12 protein-coding genes are annotated in these 14,245 nt (G+C 70.5%); 8 read left to right on the top strand and 4 right to left on the bottom strand.

The features are described 5' to 3' along the window. Window position 1: 1 nt before the first annotated feature. The 3 genes from D9598_RS17055 to D9598_RS17045 are packed head-to-tail and all read left to right on the top strand — an operon-like array spanning window position 2 to window position 3,299. Window positions 2–1,852, top strand: a complete 1,851-nt coding sequence (locus D9598_RS17055) for an ABC transporter permease (protein ID WP_198367752.1) — start codon at window positions 2–4, stop codon at window positions 1,850–1,852. Further along, window positions 1,849–2,598 (top strand): ABC transporter ATP-binding protein, encoded by a 750-nt coding sequence (locus D9598_RS17050; RefSeq protein ID WP_198367751.1) that lies wholly within the window; start codon window positions 1,849–1,851, stop codon window positions 2,596–2,598. The genes D9598_RS17055 and D9598_RS17050 overlap by 4 nt, the downstream gene beginning before the upstream one ends. Next, the gene (locus tag D9598_RS17045; RefSeq protein WP_198367750.1) at window positions 2,598–3,299 is read left to right on the top strand and encodes an ABC transporter ATP-binding protein; all 702 of its coding nucleotides are present in this window, start codon (window positions 2,598–2,600) and stop codon (window positions 3,297–3,299) included. The genes D9598_RS17050 and D9598_RS17045 overlap by 1 nt, the downstream gene beginning before the upstream one ends. 11 nt (window positions 3,300–3,310) lie before the next feature. Here D9598_RS17045 and D9598_RS17040 read toward each other — a convergent pair whose 3' ends face one another. From D9598_RS17040 to D9598_RS17030, 3 genes are all read right to left on the bottom strand, one after another. Further along, entirely contained in the window at window positions 3,311–3,460 is a 150-nt protein-coding gene (locus D9598_RS17040) for a hypothetical protein (RefSeq protein WP_198367749.1), read from the bottom strand. 228 nt (window positions 3,461–3,688) lie between these two features. Beyond that, window positions 3,689–5,014: an aspartate aminotransferase family protein gene (locus D9598_RS17035; RefSeq protein ID WP_198367748.1), complete on the bottom strand. Its 1,326-nt coding sequence runs from the start codon at window positions 5,012–5,014 to the stop codon at window positions 3,689–3,691. Then, window positions 5,011–6,039: a phosphotransferase gene (locus D9598_RS17030; protein ID WP_198367747.1), complete on the bottom strand. Its 1,029-nt coding sequence runs from the start codon at window positions 6,037–6,039 to the stop codon at window positions 5,011–5,013. Before D9598_RS17030 ends, D9598_RS17035 begins: the two co-directional genes overlap by 4 nt. Window positions 6,040–6,375: 336 nt before the next feature. On the opposite strand from D9598_RS17030, the gene D9598_RS17025 reads away from it, so the two are divergent. The 5 genes from D9598_RS17025 to D9598_RS17005 are packed head-to-tail and all read left to right on the top strand — an operon-like array spanning window position 6,376 to window position 11,770. Beyond that, entirely contained in the window at window positions 6,376–7,836 is a 1,461-nt protein-coding gene (locus D9598_RS17025) for a HAMP domain-containing sensor histidine kinase (protein ID WP_198367746.1), read from the top strand. Then, window positions 7,833–9,146: a sigma-54 dependent transcriptional regulator gene (locus D9598_RS17020; protein ID WP_198367745.1), complete on the top strand. Its 1,314-nt coding sequence runs from the start codon at window positions 7,833–7,835 to the stop codon at window positions 9,144–9,146. Before D9598_RS17025 ends, D9598_RS17020 begins: the two co-directional genes overlap by 4 nt. 30 nt (window positions 9,147–9,176) lie before the next feature. Next, window positions 9,177–9,626 (top strand): tripartite tricarboxylate transporter TctB family protein, encoded by a 450-nt coding sequence (locus D9598_RS17015; protein ID WP_232477375.1) that lies wholly within the window; start codon window positions 9,177–9,179, stop codon window positions 9,624–9,626. Further along, on the top strand, window positions 9,626–11,143 hold the full coding sequence (locus D9598_RS17010; protein ID WP_198367743.1) for a tripartite tricarboxylate transporter permease: 1,518 nt from the start codon (window positions 9,626–9,628) through the stop codon (window positions 11,141–11,143). The genes D9598_RS17015 and D9598_RS17010 overlap by 1 nt, the downstream gene beginning before the upstream one ends. A gap of 9 nt (window positions 11,144–11,152) precedes the next feature. After that, a complete protein-coding gene (locus D9598_RS17005) occupies window positions 11,153–11,770 on the top strand; it encodes a DedA family protein (RefSeq protein WP_198367742.1) in 618 nt (205 codons plus the stop codon). Window positions 11,771–11,875: 105 nt separating this feature from the next. Here D9598_RS17005 and D9598_RS17000 read toward each other — a convergent pair whose 3' ends face one another. Next, the gene (locus D9598_RS17000; protein WP_198367741.1) at window positions 11,876–14,185 is read right to left on the bottom strand and encodes a molybdopterin-dependent oxidoreductase; all 2,310 of its coding nucleotides are present in this window, start codon (window positions 14,183–14,185) and stop codon (window positions 11,876–11,878) included. Window positions 14,186–14,245: the final 60 nt, after the last annotated feature.

Below are 14,245 nucleotides of genomic sequence, written 5' to 3'. Positions count from 1 at the left end.
GGTGGAAGCCCTGGCCCTCCAGGCGCTGAACGGCCTGGCCAGCGCCTCATCGCTCTTCCTGGTCTCGGCCGGGCTCACGATCATCTTCGGCGTCAGCCGGATCGTGAACTTCGCCCATGGCAGCTTCTACATGCTGGGCGCCTACCTGGCCTGGACGCTGACCAGCCAGGGTCCACTGGCCGAATGGGGCGGCTTCTGGGGCTTCTGGGGCGCGGTGCTGCTGGCCGCCCTGGCGGTCGGGGTGATCGGCGCCGCGGCGGAGGTGCTGGTCCTGCGCCGCGTCTATCAGGCGCCGGAGCTGTTCCAGTTGCTGGCGACCTTCGCCCTTGTCCTGGTGGTGCAGGACCTTGCGCTGCTGCTCTGGGGCGCGGAGGACAAGTTCGGCCCGCGCGCGCCGCTGCTGCGGGGCGCGGTGGAGATCCTCGGTCTGCGCTTTCCTCGCTATGAGCTCTTCATGATCGTCGTCGGGCCGGTGGTGCTCGGCCTGCTCTGGCTGCTCCTGCACCGGACGCGCTTCGGCATCCTGCTGCGCGCGGCGACGCAGGATCGCGAGATGGTGGCGGCGCTGGGTGTCGATCAGCGCCGGCTCTTCACAGGTGTGTTCTTCCTGGGCGCGGCCCTGGCCGGGCTGGCCGGCGCGCTGCAACTGCCGCGCGAGGCCGTGACCCTGCACATGGACATGGCCATCATCGTCGAGGCTTTCGTGGTCGTCGTCGTCGGTGGGCTGGGCAGCCTGCCCGGCGCCTTCCTGGCCGCGCTGCTGATCGGCGAATTGCACGCCTTCGGCATCCTGGCCTTTCCGCGCATCACCCTTGTGCTGGTCTTCCTGGTGATGGCGGCCGTGCTGGTCCTGCGCCCCTATGGCCTGCTGGGCAGGCGGCCCTCCGGCCTCCAGCCCGCCGCGCCAATGGCCGCGCCGCTTCCCCCGCCCTCTGGCAGGCGGCAGCGGGTCCTGGTGACACTCCCCGCCGCCGTGGTCCTGCTGCTGCTGCCTCCCTTTCTCGGCGACTACGCCCGCATCCTGCTCACCGACTTCGCCGTCTTCATCCTCTTCGCCGCCAGCCTGCACTTCATCATGGGCCCGGGGGGCATGGCGAGCTTCGGACATGCGGCCTATTTCGGCGCTGGCGCCTACGCGGCGGCCCTGCTGACGCGGCACATGGGCGCGCCGATGGAGGTTGGCCTCGCCCTGGCGCCCTTCGCCGCCGGGCTGGTCGGGCTGCTCTTCGGCTGGCTCTGCGTGCGGTTCAGCGGGGTCTATGCCGCCATGCTCACCCTGGCCCTGGCGCAGATCGCCTGGAGCATCGCATTCCAATGGGTCGAGGTGACGGGGGGCGACAACGGCATCCTGGGCGTTTGGCCCAGTGACTGGGCCAGGGACCGGCTGAGCTTCTGGTATCTCGCCCTGCTTCTCTGCAGCCTCGGGACCTGGCTCCTGCGCCGCGCGATCCGCGCGCCCTTCGGCCTGGCCCTGCGCGCGCAACGGGACTCGCCCCTGCGCGCGGAGGCCGTCGGCCTCGACGGCTTCCGCCTCCGCTGGCTGGGTTTCGCCCTCGCGGCGGCCATGGCCGGGCTGGCCGGAGCGGTCTTCGCCTATGGCAAGGGGAGCGTCTTCCCCTCGTTCCTGGGCATCCCGCGCAGTGTCGACGCCCTCGTCATGGTGCTGCTCGGCGGTGTGCAGACCCTCAGCGGGCCGATCCTGGGGGCCGTCGCCTATATCGGCCTGCAGGACCAGCTGGCCCGCGTCACCGATCTGTGGCGCCTGCTGCTGGGGCTCGTCATCCTGGCCCTGGTGCTGTTCTTTCCGCGCGGCCTGGCGGGCGCGATCGCGCGGCCGGAGCCAAGGGCATGAGGCCGGTGCTGGAGGCGGCCGGGCTGACCAAGCGCTGGGGCGGTATCCAGGCCGTGGACGGTGTGTCCTTCGCCCTCGCGCCGGGCGAGATCCTGGCGCTGATCGGGCCCAATGGCGCGGGCAAGTCCACCTGCTTCAACATGCTGAACGGCCAGATCCGCCCGGATGGCGGGCGGGTGCTGCTGCGGGGCCAGGATGTCACGGGGCTGCCGCCGCGGCGGATCTGGCGCCTCGGCGTCGGCCGCACCTTCCAGGTCACCGCGACCTTCGCCTCCATGAGCGTGCTGGACAATGTGCGGCTGGTGCTGCTCTCGCACCACCGGCGGCTGTTCCGGTTCTGGCGGCCGGCCTCCGATCTGTTCGGGCAGGAGGCTCTGGCGCTGCTGGAGCGTGTCGGCATGGCCGGGCAGGCCGGGCGGATCAGCGGCATCCTCGCCTATGGCGACCTCAAGCGGCTCGAGCTGGCCATGGCGCTGGCGCATGCGCCGAGCCTTCTGCTGATGGATGAACCCACCGCCGGCATGGCGCCCGCCGACCGGCTGGAGATGATGGCGCAGATGGTCGGGGTCGCGCGCCGATCCGGGATCGCCGTCCTGTTCACAGAGCACGACATGGATGTGGTCTTCGCCCATGCCGATCGCCTGCTGGTCCTGGATCGTGGCCGGCTGATCGCCGAGGGGCCGCCCGAGGCCGTGCGCCGGGACCCGCTGGTGCGGGACGTCTATCTGGGGCAAGGCCTCGGCTGATGCTGGAGGTCGCGCAACTCCACGCCCATTACGGGCGGGCCCATATCCTGCACGGGCTGTCCTTCCACGTCGGCGAGGGCGAGGTGGTCTGCCTGCTCGGCCGCAACGGCGCCGGCAAGAGCACCAGCCTGAAGGCCGTCATGGGCCTGCTCCGCCCCAGCACCGGCCGGGTCCGCTTCCGGGGGCAGGAACTGGCCGGGAAGCCCCCCCATGCCATCGCCCGGTCCGGCCTGGGCTACGTGCCCGAGGAGCGCCGCATCTTCGCGGAACTGACGGTGCTGGAGAATCTGGAGGTCGGGCGCAGGCCCGCTGCGCCGGGCCTGCGGCCCTGGACCGTGGAGCGGCTTTTCGAGCTTTTCCCGAGCCTGGCGGCCCTGCGCCACCGCCCTGGCGGCCGGATGAGCGGCGGGGAACAACAGATGCTCACCATCGCCCGCACCCTGATGGGCAATCCGAGCCTGCTCCTGCTGGACGAGCCCTCGGAAGGGCTGGCTCCCGTGGTGGTGGAGCGCATCGCCGCCACGCTGCAGGCCCTGAAGGCTGAGGGGCTTTCGATCCTGCTCTCGGAGCAGAACCTGGCCTTTGCCGGGGCCGTCGCCGACAGGGCCTATATCCTGGAGACGGGACATATCCGCCACGAAGGCCCGATGCGCGAGATCATGGCCGATACCGGCCTGCGCGCCCGCTACCTTTCCGTCTGAGCCACGGCGCCCTACAGCAGCCAGATGGCCAGGCCGGCGGCGAACCAGCCTGCCGTCATTCCGAGAACGGTGCCCAGCATGATCTCCCGCGCCAGCGCCAAGCCGCGCCAGCGTGGCGCCGGGAAGGACGCGGACAGAGTTCGCCACCCTGTCCGCGCCATGCCGGGCGGCCCGGCTCTTCGCCGCCGGACATGCCAGGACGGGGAGACGCCGGTGGGGGACCACCGGCGGTTCCTGGTGAGCGGAGCGGCGGGAGAGAGGAACGGCATCGGCATGGGCTGATGCGAACATAGAGAGAACATGAAGGCAAGCATGAACTGCCCGGCCTTCGATCACATGTGAACAAACCATAAACCGGGCAAGGATCGCTCGTCGCCCCTTTCCCGGCCTCAGCCCGCTGTCACCTCCCCCAGCGCCGCATCCACCGCCTCCAGGAAGCGCTCCGCATGGTCCTGCCGGAAGACCAAGGGGGGGCGGATCTTGAGCACGTTCGCGGCCGGGCCGGCGGCGCTGATCAGCACGCGCCGCTCCCGCAGGGCGTTCACCAGCCGCGCCGTCTCGGCCGTGGCGGGGGTCTTGCGATCGCGGTCGCTGACCAATTCGACGCCGACGAAGAGGCCCGCCCCGCGGACATCGCCGATCAGCGCGTGGCGCCGGGCCAGTTGCCGCAGGCCATCCTGGAGGAAGGCGCCGGTGCGGCCGGCATTCTCGACCAGCCCCTCCGCCTCGATGACCTCCAGCACGGCCTGGCCGACCGCGCAGGAGACGGGATTACCGCCGAAGGTGTTGAAATAGCGTGTCTGCTCACCGAAGCGGCGCAGCACCTCGGGCCTTGCCACCATGGCGGCGATCGGGTGGCCATTGCCCATGGGCTTGCCCATGGTGACGAGATCGGGAACCAGGCCGTGGCGCTGGAAGCCCCACATGCCGGTGCCGGTGCGGCCGAAGCCGGGCTGGACCTCGTCGGCGATGAACAGCCCCCCGGCCTCACGGATCGCGGCGACGGCCGGCGCCAGGAAACCGGCGGGCTCGGCGAAAACGCCGTCGCTGGAGAAGATCGTATCCACCAGCAGCGCCGCCGGGGTAATGCCATGGGCGCCCATGTCCGCGATGGCGGCCCGGACATGGGCGGCGAGCGCCTCGCCCACATCCTGCCCGGAGGAACGGTAGAGATCCGGCGCCGGAACGGTCCGGACATTGGCGCCGAGGGTGATGCTCTTGCCGAGCGAGGGCGACATCTCGGAGATCGCCACCGTCACACCATGATAGGCCAGCTCGGTGACGATGAAGCCGGTGCCGCCGGTGAAGCTGCGCGCCACGCGATAGGCGAGGTCGTTCGCCTCGCTGCCGGTGCAGGTGAACATGACCTGCGACAGTTCCGGCGGGAAGTGGCCGAGCAGCCTGTCGGCGTATTCCAGGATGCCGTCGTTCAGGTACCGGGTGTGCGTGTTCAGCGTCGCCGCCTGCCGGGTCAGCGCCGCCACGACATGCGGATGGCAATGCCCGACGCTGGCCACGTTGTTGTAGACGTCGAGATAGGCATTGCCGTCGGGATCATAGAGCCAGACCCCCTCGCCGCGGACCAGATGCACCGGATTGGCGTAGAACAGTCTGTAGGCCGGGCCGAGCAGGCGCTCCCGCCGCGCGATCATCTCCTTCTCCCGCGCGGGGATGCTGTTCGAGGCGCGCGCGTCATAGGCATTAATCATGCTCATGGGGTGTCCAGCCTTTCGCGGAGATAGAGCCGTGCCTCGTCCGGCGGCAGGGCGCCCAGGCGACGCAGGCCGGAGAGGCTTCGCGCGTAGTTGCGCAGGATGTAGTCGGCATTGGCGGGCTGCCGCGTGGCGCGCCAGCCGCTGATCGCCACCGAAACCACCAGCCGCGCGGCGATCAGGTCGGGCAGCACGTCGATCTCCTCCGGCACCAGCGGCAGGAGGGCATGATAGGCGGCGGCGAGCTGGGCCGGCGCCTCCAGGGGATGGCCTTCCGACGTGATCTGATAGGCGGCCGCCGTGGCCAGGTCCTGCACCAGCGGCGCCCGGACCATGTCGCCGAAGTCGATGATCCCCGCGATGCGGTCGTCCGCCCGCTCCTCGGTCAGGATGTTGTGCGGGTTGAAGTCGTTGTGGATGACCTGTGCCCGCAGCCGTGGCAGCCGCGGCAGCGCGCGCTGCTCGAAGCGGTCGAGCATGGCCGCGGCCAGGCCGCGATCGCCGATCTGCGGCAGGTGCCGGATCAGCGGACGCAGGCGCGCGGCCCGCTGGATGTCCCACATCAGCGGATGGCTTTCCGACGGATGACGAAAGCCGCCGAGGCCCAGGTCCAGCCGGGCCAGGCATTCGCCGATGGCCTGTCGCTGCGCGGCGCCCGGTGGCGCCAGGTGCAGGGGGCGGCCGAGCAGGTAATCCAGCAACCGCAATCGGCGCGGCGGCGCTCCTTCCTCCTCCCACAGCGCCTCGGCGGCAGCCCCCGAGAGCGGCCTGTGCAGGCGGGGCACCGGCAGGTCCGGCGCCGCTTGCGCGAGATGCAGCAAGGCACGGCTCTGGAAATCGGAGACGCCGGGATCCTCGGCGGGGTGGATGACGCGCAACACGTACTCGGCCCCCGCCCCGTCCCGAAGATGGAAATTGCGGTCCCTTTCGCCACTGAGGGGCCGAGCCTCGGCTTCGAGGCCATAGAAGCGCGCCACCAGGGCTTCGGCCTGCTCTCCGGACACTTCCGGTGCGGTGGAGTCCAGCAAAGCTCCCAGTTCTTCCGCTGCTGTCACAACCACCTCTTCGCTTCTGCGGGCCGCCATGATGCGCCTTGCGAGGGCGGGCGCCAATCCGGGGCGTCCATCGGGGCGCCGGTTCGGAATTCCGAACGGCGGACAGGGCCCATGATCGCCGATCCGAACGCCCCGATGATGTGCTTGAAAAGAGTTTTCGCAATTTCAATTGACTAGGATGACGAACCCAACTGGCAAGCCGCTTGCAGAAGGCCGGGCATGCGCCTGTCGCCTTGTCCCCGCCATCGCCTGCCCGGCCGCTCTTCCCCGAGAGCGGGATGGCTCGCGCCGGCCTGGGTGATGATGGCCATGCGTCCTCCGCAGCCCCCCGCCACCGGACCCGCCCCTTCCCGGGACGACGCCCGCGCCCTTCCCTCACCGCGCCGGCGCTGGACCATCGCTGTCCGCCTGCCCGTGCTGGTGGGGCTGGTCGTCTTCATCTCCTCGGTCAGTACGACCCACCTGGCCATCCATGTCATGGAAGGCGAGCTGGACCGCGAGGTGGAGCGGCTGGCGGATGTCTATATCGACAGCCTGTCCGGCGTCGCCCTGCCGCCGCTCCGGGCCGGTGACTTCGCCGCGCTGGAGGCCACGCTGGAGCGCGGCATGGGCTTCCAGCGTGGCGTCAGCGACCTTGCCATCGTCGTCGCCGACCCGAACGGCCTGACGCTGGCCCGCGCCGGCCAGCCGATCGGCCAGCCGCCCATGGCCTACGGCGTGATCGGCGTTCACTGGTCCCTCAACGAGCGCGGCGACATGGCCTGGGCCCAGAGGGAGTTGCTGGAGGATGGGCAGGTGGTGGCCCTGGTTGCCGCGCAGATCGCCTTTCCGGAGCAGGCCGAGCGGCGCCGGGGGCTGACCCTCGCCCTGATGCTGGTCGATCTCCTGCTGGCCGCCGTCGCCGCTCTGCTGGCCATCTTCTTCTCACGTCACCTGATGCGGCCCTTCCTGGCCGTGACGGCGGCGCTCGACCGCGCGGCCGCCGGACACTTCGATTCCCTTCCGGTCAACACGCGGGACAGCGAGGCCAGCCGGCTGGCCTCGGCCTTCAACCTCATGGTCCGGCGCCTGCGCGAGCGCGAGGAGCTGGCCACCCGCCTGGCCGAGCGGGAACGCGCCGCCGTGCTGGGCCGTCTGGCCGCCAGCGTGGCCCATGAGGTCCGCAATCCCCTGGCCGGCATGCTGACAGCGCTCGACACCATACGCCGGTTCGGCGAGGCGCCGGCCCCGCGCGAACGGGCCGTCGATCTGGTCGAGCGCGGCCTGCGGCAGATCGAGGCGGTGGTGCGCACCACCCTGGCGACGCACCGCCAGGGAGAGGCCGGCCGGCCGCTCTCGGCGGAGGATCTCGAGGATCTCAAGCTCCTGATCATGCCGGAGGCCCGCCGTGGTGGCGTGCAGCTCGGCTGGCGGATCGATCTGCCCGCAGCCTTTCCGACGGATGCCCTCCGCCTCCGCCAGCTTCTGCTGAACCTGTTGTTGAACGCGGTGGCTGCGACACCGCCGGGCCGGCGGGTGCTCCTGGAGGTGCGGCAGGAGGCGGCGGCGCTGGTTCTCTCGATCGAGGATGAAGCCGGGGGCCTGCCCGAGGAGGCCGGACGCCGGCTGTCCGGACGCGCAGGCGAGGCCCGCCAGGATGGCGGCGGCCTCGGCCTGGACATCGCGGCGGAGCTGGCCGCCGCCCTCGGGGCGCGCATCGACATCGTGCCGCTGCAACGCGGCAGCCGCATCACCGTCCGGATCCCGCCGCGGGAGGAGAACGAGCCATGACCGCCACCCCCCGTTCCGTCGTGCTGATCGAGGACGACGCCGTCCTCGGTGAATCGCTCCAGCAACGCCTGACGCTGGAGGGCGTGGAGACACGCTGGGCGCGCAGCGCGCGGGAGGGCGAGGCCATCCTCCGCCGCCACCGCCCCAGCCTGATCGTCTGCGACATCCGCCTTCCCGACGGCAATGGCGAGGAACTGCTGACCCGGCTGATGCCGGAGCTGGGCGGCACGCCGATCATCGTCGTCACCGCCTTCGGAGACGTGGCCCAGGCGGTGCGGCTGTTGCGCGCCGGGGCGGACGACTACGTGGAGAAGCCCTTCCCGGCGCAGCTGCTGATCGACAAGCTCGCCAGCTATGCCAGCTGGGTGCCGCCGCAGGCGCCGCGCAGCGACGGCGCGGGCTGGCGCTCGCCGGCCATGCAGACGCTCCGCCGCCATCTGCTGAAGCTCGCCCGCGTCGATACGACCGTGCTGCTGGGCGGCGAGAGCGGCGCGGGCAAGGAGGTCGCCGCGCGGCACCTGCATGAGGCCGGCCCGCGTGCCGCGGCGCCCTTCATGGCGGTGAACTGCGCGGCGCTGCCGGCGGACCTCTTGGAGAGCCAGGTCTTCGGCCATGAGCGAGGCGCCTTCACCGGCGCCCTGGATCGCCAGCTTGGCATGGCGGAACGGGCCGGCGACGGCACCCTGTTCCTGGACGAGGTGGCGGAGCTGGGGCCGGCCTCGCAGGCCAAGCTGCTGCGCCTCTTGCAGGAGCGCCGCTTCACCCGCCTGGGTGGCCGGGAGGAGCACCGGCTCGGGGCGCGGATCGTCGCCGCCAGCAACGCGGATCTGCGCGCCCGCGTGGCCGAGGGCCGCTTCCGGGAGGATCTCTACTATCGGCTCGCCGTGGTGGAACTCACCGTGCCGCCCCTGCGGCAGCGGCCGGAGGATCTCGGCGAACTCGCGGCGCATTTCCTGCAGCACTTCTCCTCGGCGCTGGGCCGCGAGGAGCCGCAGATGGGCGCCGAGATCTTCGACGCCCTGATGGCGCACGAATGGCCGGGCAATGTGCGCGAGCTGCGCAACCGCATCGAGCGCGCCATGGTCCTGTCCGAGGGGCCGCGCCTGCAGCCGGGGGATCTCTTCCCCGAGCGCCAGCCGCGCGAAGCCCCACCCCTGTCCCTGTCCGAAGCCCGGGACGCCGCCGAGCGTGAGCATATCCGACGGATGCTGACCCGTAGTGGCAATCGCGTCGGCGACGCCGCGCAGTTACTCGGCATCTCCCGCACCACACTCTGGGAGCGGATGAAGCGGCTCGGACTCAAGGGCTGAATGTCACGAGAACACCCTGGGAGGGTTCGTTTGAGAAGCGCACGCGATTACACCGATATCATCGGCGGGCTGTTGCTGATCGCCGGCGGCACCTGGTTCATGCTCTATTCGACCGGCTACAACATCGGCAGCCTGCGCCGCATGGGGCCTGGCTATTTCCCCATGGTCATCGGGGGGCTGGTGCTGCTCTTCGGGGTCCTGGTGCTGTTGCCCGGGCTTTTCCGCGCCGGCCAGCTGCCCCGGCCTGAATGGCGGCCGTTCCTGACGATCAGCGCCTCGATCCTGCTCTTCGCGCTCATCGTCGAGCGGTTCGGCCTGATCCCCGCCACCGTGGCCCTGACGCTGGTCGCGGCGGTGGCGGACAATCAGTCCCGCGTCCTGCGCACCGTCATCCTCGCCGCCGCCCTCTCGGCCGTTGCCGTCGGGGTCTTCACCCAGGGTCTGGGTATCCCCATTCCCGCCATCCGGTGGTCCTACTGATGGATATGTTCGCCAATCTGGCGCTGGGCTTCAGCGAGGCCTTCGCGCTCCAGAACCTGCTCTACTGCTTCCTGGGTGTCTTTCTCGGCACCTTCATCGGCGTGTTGCCGGGCATCGGGCCGCTGGCCACGATCTCCATGCTCCTGCCGCTCACCTTCTACGTGCCGCCCACGGCCGCCCTCATCATGCTGGCCGGCATCTACTATGGCGCGCAGTATGGCGGCTCCACCGCCGCGATCCTGATGAACCTTCCCGGCACGCCCGCCGCGGCGGTGGTCTGCCTGGACGGCTACCCGATGGCCAAGCAGGGCCGCGCCGGCGTCGCGCTCTTCATGACCACGATCGCCTCCTTCGTCGGTAGCACCATCGGCATCGTGGTCCTGACCGCCTTCTCGCCGACCCTGGCGGGCGTCGCCCTCGCCTTCGGCCCGGCCGACTACTTCTCGATGATGCTGCTCGGCCTGGTGGCTGCCGCCGCGCTGGCCCAGGGATCGCCGGCCAAGGGCATCGCCATGGTGCTGGCGGGGCTGGCCCTCGGCATGGTCGGCACGGACGTGCAGACCGGGCAGCAGCGCTTCACCTTCGACATTCCCCAGCTCGCCGACGGCATCAGCCTGGTCGCCCTGGCCATGGGCCTCTTCGGTGTCTCCGAGGTCATCACCAGCATCATGCGCATGCGGGAGGTGAGCAGGCAGAAGCAGGAGAGCATCACCCTCCGCTCCATGGTGCCGACGAAGTCGGATGTGCGGCAATCCTGGCGCGCCATGCTGCGGGGCAGCGGTGTCGGCTCCTTCTTCGGGACCCTGCCCGGCGCCGGCACCACCATCGCCTCCTTCATCGCCTATGCGGTGGAGAAGCGCCTCGCCCGCAAGCCGGAGCGCTTCGGGCAGGGTGCGGTGGAGGGCGTCAGCGCGCCGGAATCCGCCAGCAACGCCTCGGCCCAGACCGCCTTCATCCCGACCCTGACGCTCGGCATCCCGGGTGACGCGGTGATGGCGCTGATGCTGGGAGCGATGATCATCCAGGGCATCCAGCCCGGCCCCCGCCTCGTCACCGAGCACCCGGAGCTGTTCTGGGGCCTGATCGCCAGCTTCTGGATCGGCAATGTCATGCTGGTCATTCTGAACATCCCGATGATCGGGCTCTGGGTGCGCATGCTGCGCATTCCCTACGGCATCCTCTATCCCGCCATCCTGCTGTTCATCTGCATCGGCGTCTTCAGCGTCAACAACAGCGCCTTCGACGTGCTGCTGGTGATGATCTTCGGCATCGTCGGCTATGTCATGGTGCTGCTGAAGTTCGAGCCCGCGCCGCTGGTGCTCGGCTTCATCCTCGGCCCGCTGATGGAGGAGCATCTCCGCCGCGCAATGCTGCTCTCCCGTGGCGATGCCATGGTCTTCCTCGAGCGGCCGATCAGCGCCAGCTTCCTGGCCCTGACCTTCGCCCTGCTGGCCTGGTCGCTGTTCTCCGCAATCCGGTCGATGCAGCAACGACCCCGGACGGCCGCGGCGCGGTAGCCGGCACGAATGCAGGAGCACCTCCTTCCCGCGCTGGCCTGGATCGAGTCCCGCCAGGACTGGGCGGCGGTGGTGGTGTTCCTGCTCGCCTTCCTGGAATCCCTGCCGCTGCTCGGCTTCTTCATTCCCGGCTCGGCCCTTCTGCTGGGCGTCGGGGCCCTCGTCGCCGCCGACGTCCTGCCGGCACTTCCGGTTCTCGTCGCGGCCATGCTGGGCGCGGCGCTCGGCGATACGTCCGGCTACCTGCTGGCACGCTGGCTGGGGCCAGGGCTGGTCCGGCGCCACCTGCCAGGCCGGTGGCGCCGGACCTATGCCCGATCGGTCCTGGGCTTCCGGCGCTGGGGGTGGTGGGCGGTCTTCATCAGCCGCTTCTTCGCCCCGCTGCGGGCCTTCATTCCCGTCGTGGCCGGCCTTTCCGCCATGTCACCCTGGCGGTTCCAGAGCGCCAACATTCCCTCGGCCCTGATCTGGGCGCCGCTGATCCTGCTGCCGGGCCAAGCCGCCAGCTGGTGGAGCGCCGCCTCACCGGCCTGGCGGGAGGCCGCGCCCCTTTCCGCCGGCCTTCTGGCGGCGGGCACCCTGGCCCTTCTGATCCACCGGCGCCGCCGCCGGACGGATGCGGCGTGACGTCGCGATGGCCTCGCTCTCGCGCCAGCCGGAGATGGCCCCGAACCGCCCTCCACGCGCCGATTGGCCCACCGACGAAGCCGATCTCCCGGCTTGCCGGCGCAGTCAGGCAGCTCCTCCGCGGACCGCCTCGACGCGCGGGCGCGGCGGGGCGTGAACCGTCACTCCGGGGGCGGGGCCCTCGAAGGCCTCCACCTCGACCAGGCAACTCTGCGCCGAACAGCCCTGGCCGAGGCGCGAGGTGCCCACATCCCGGGTCAGCACATTCGGGTTTCCGTGCACGTCCAACCCGCCCTGCGGGTCCCACCAGGCCCCCGTTGCCATCGCCACCACGCCGGGCCGGATGCCGGCATCCAGGCGAAGCCCGGCGAGGCTGGCGCCACGGTCGTTGTGGACGCGGACGATGTCGCCATCCGCCAGATCGCGCGCGGCGGCATCCTCGGGGTGCATCAGCAGGGGCTCGCGCCCCTGGATCTTGCTGGCCGCCGCCACCGGGCCGTTGTCGAGCTGGCCGTGCAGCCGCGTCGCCGGCTGGTAGGAGAGAAGGTGCAGCGGATACCGCCCGGCGAGCGGCGCCCCGAGATACTCGCTCGGCTCCTGCCAACGTGGATGGCCGCCGATCTCGCCATAGCCGAAGCCGGCGATGGTCTCGGAGTAGAGTTCGATCTTTCCCGACGGCGTGTTCAGGGGATGCGCCACGGGATCGGCGGCGAAATCCGCGAAGAGGACGAAATCCTCCTCCGGCGACGGGATCTCGACATGACCCTCCTGCCAGAAGCGGTCGAAGTCCGGCACCGTCTCGCCCAGCCGCCCGCAGGCCTGGCGCCAGCGCTCATAGATGTGGCGCAGCCAGGCCGCCTCGTCGCGCTGCTCGGTGAAGCGTTCGCGGAAGCCGAGATGCTCGGCCATGTCGGCCAGCATGTCGTGGTCGCTCCGGGCCTGGCCAAGGGGCGCGATGGCCTGGTGCATGGCGCGCACGAAACGGTCCGAGGAGGAGGAGGCGATGTCGTTGCGTTCCAGCGTCGTCGTCGCCGGCAGGACGATATCGGCGTGGCGCGCGGCGGCGGTCCACCATGGCTCCTGAACGACGATGGTCTCGGCGCGGTTCCAGGCGCGCAACAGGCGGTTCAGATCCTGATGGTGATGGAAAGGGTTGCCGCCTGCCCACCAGATCATGCGGATGTCCGGCAGCGGGATATCCCGCCCGTTGTACTGCAGGATGCTGCCCGGCCGTTCCAGCAACTCGGTCACCCGCGCGACGGGAATGGCGATGCCGCCCGGATTGCGCACGGCGGGCATCGAGACGGAAGGCAGGTGGCGGCGCGGCGTGCCCATGCCGTTCATCGAGCCGTAACCGAAGCTCACGCCCTGCCCCGGCTTGCCGATGCCGCCCAGCATGGCCGCCAGCGCCACCAGCGCCCACCAGGGCTGCTCGCCATGCTCCGCGCGCTGCAGCGACCAGGTGGCGCCGAGCATGCTGGGCGCCGAGGCCAGATCAAGCGCCAGGGAGCGGATGCGCCCGGCGGGGATTCCGGTGATCGGCGCGGCCCATTCCGGCGTCTTGGCGACCCCATCGCTCTCGCCGAGGATATAGGGCCGCAACCTGTCCCAGCCGACGCAATGGCTGGACAGGAAGCCGCGGTCCTCGCGGCCCTCCCGCAACAGCGCATGGGCCATGGCGAGGAGCAGGGCGGTGTCCGTGTTGGGCCGGATCGGCACCCATTCGGCGTTGAGGAAGTCCGGCGCGTCGCTCCGCAGCGGAGAGACGTTGATGAACCGCACCCCGGCCGCCACCAGCCGCCGGAGCCAGGGAATGTATTCATGCGCCCCGGCGCCGCCGGAGGTGACCAGCGTGTTCTTGAGCGGCAGGCCGCCCAGGCAGAACATCACCCGGGTGTGCTTCTCCAAGCTCGACCAGTCGGTCACCGGCCCGTGCACGACCTCGTTGGTGCCCAGGATATGCGGCATCAGCGTCATGCCGGCGCCGTAGGAATAGTTGGTTACCTGGTTGGTGAAGCCACCGCCCAGCCCCAGGAAGCGATGCAACTGGCTCCGGGCATGATGGAACCGGCCGGCGGAGGACCATCCGTAGGACCCGCCGAAGATCGATGCGTCGCCATGCGCCTGGCGGATCCGACGGGTTTCCTCGGCGACCAGGCGGATCGCCTGGTCCCAGGGCACGGGCACGAAGTCGCGGTCGCCCCGCTCGGAGCCCCGGCGCTCGCCGCGCAGCCATCCGGCACGGACATGCGGACGATCGATGCGCGCGGCGGACTGCACCACGTCCGGGACCGCCTGGATCAGCGCTCCCGGCTGCGGATCATGCGCGAAAGGCCTTACCCCGACGAGGCGCCCATCCTCGATGATCGCGTCGAAACTGCCCCAATGGGCCGCATGCGGCCTGTATTCGCGCATCCACCACCTCACGTCAGGGGGCGGAAGATAGCGGCGGCGACGCCCTCAGGGCAACGTGGC

The sequence above is a fragment of the Roseomonas sp. KE0001 genome (assembly GCF_016107285.1).
In the GTDB taxonomy this organism is placed as follows: Bacteria; Pseudomonadota; Alphaproteobacteria; order Acetobacterales; family Acetobacteraceae; genus Pseudoroseomonas.
The sequence above is the reverse complement of the archived record's forward strand: the minus strand, read 5'-3'. Positions and strand labels throughout refer to the sequence as shown.

What these genes read in the sequence shown, in the direction of transcription:
- D9598_RS17050 (WP_198367751.1), top strand. Translation starts at nt 1,849, where the DNA reads ATGAGGCCGGTGCTGGAGGCGGCCGGGCTGACCAAGCGCTGGGGCGGT.
- D9598_RS17045 (WP_198367750.1), top strand. Translation starts at nt 2,598, where the DNA reads ATGCTGGAGGTCGCGCAACTCCACGCCCATTACGGGCGGGCCCATATC.
- D9598_RS17040 (WP_198367749.1), bottom strand. Translation starts at nt 3,460, where the DNA reads ATGGCGCGGACAGGGTGGCGAACTCTGTCCGCGTCCTTCCCGGCGCCA.
- D9598_RS17035 (WP_198367748.1), bottom strand. Translation starts at nt 5,014, where the DNA reads ATGAGCATGATTAATGCCTATGACGCGCGCGCCTCGAACAGCATCCCC.
- D9598_RS17025 (WP_198367746.1), top strand. Translation starts at nt 6,376, where the DNA reads ATGCGTCCTCCGCAGCCCCCCGCCACCGGACCCGCCCCTTCCCGGGAC.
- D9598_RS17020 (WP_198367745.1), top strand. Translation starts at nt 7,833, where the DNA reads ATGACCGCCACCCCCCGTTCCGTCGTGCTGATCGAGGACGACGCCGTC.
- D9598_RS17010 (WP_198367743.1), top strand. Translation starts at nt 9,626, where the DNA reads ATGGATATGTTCGCCAATCTGGCGCTGGGCTTCAGCGAGGCCTTCGCG.
- D9598_RS17005 (WP_198367742.1), top strand. Translation starts at nt 11,153, where the DNA reads ATGCAGGAGCACCTCCTTCCCGCGCTGGCCTGGATCGAGTCCCGCCAG.
- D9598_RS17000 (WP_198367741.1), bottom strand. Translation starts at nt 14,185, where the DNA reads ATGCGCGAATACAGGCCGCATGCGGCCCATTGGGGCAGTTTCGACGCG.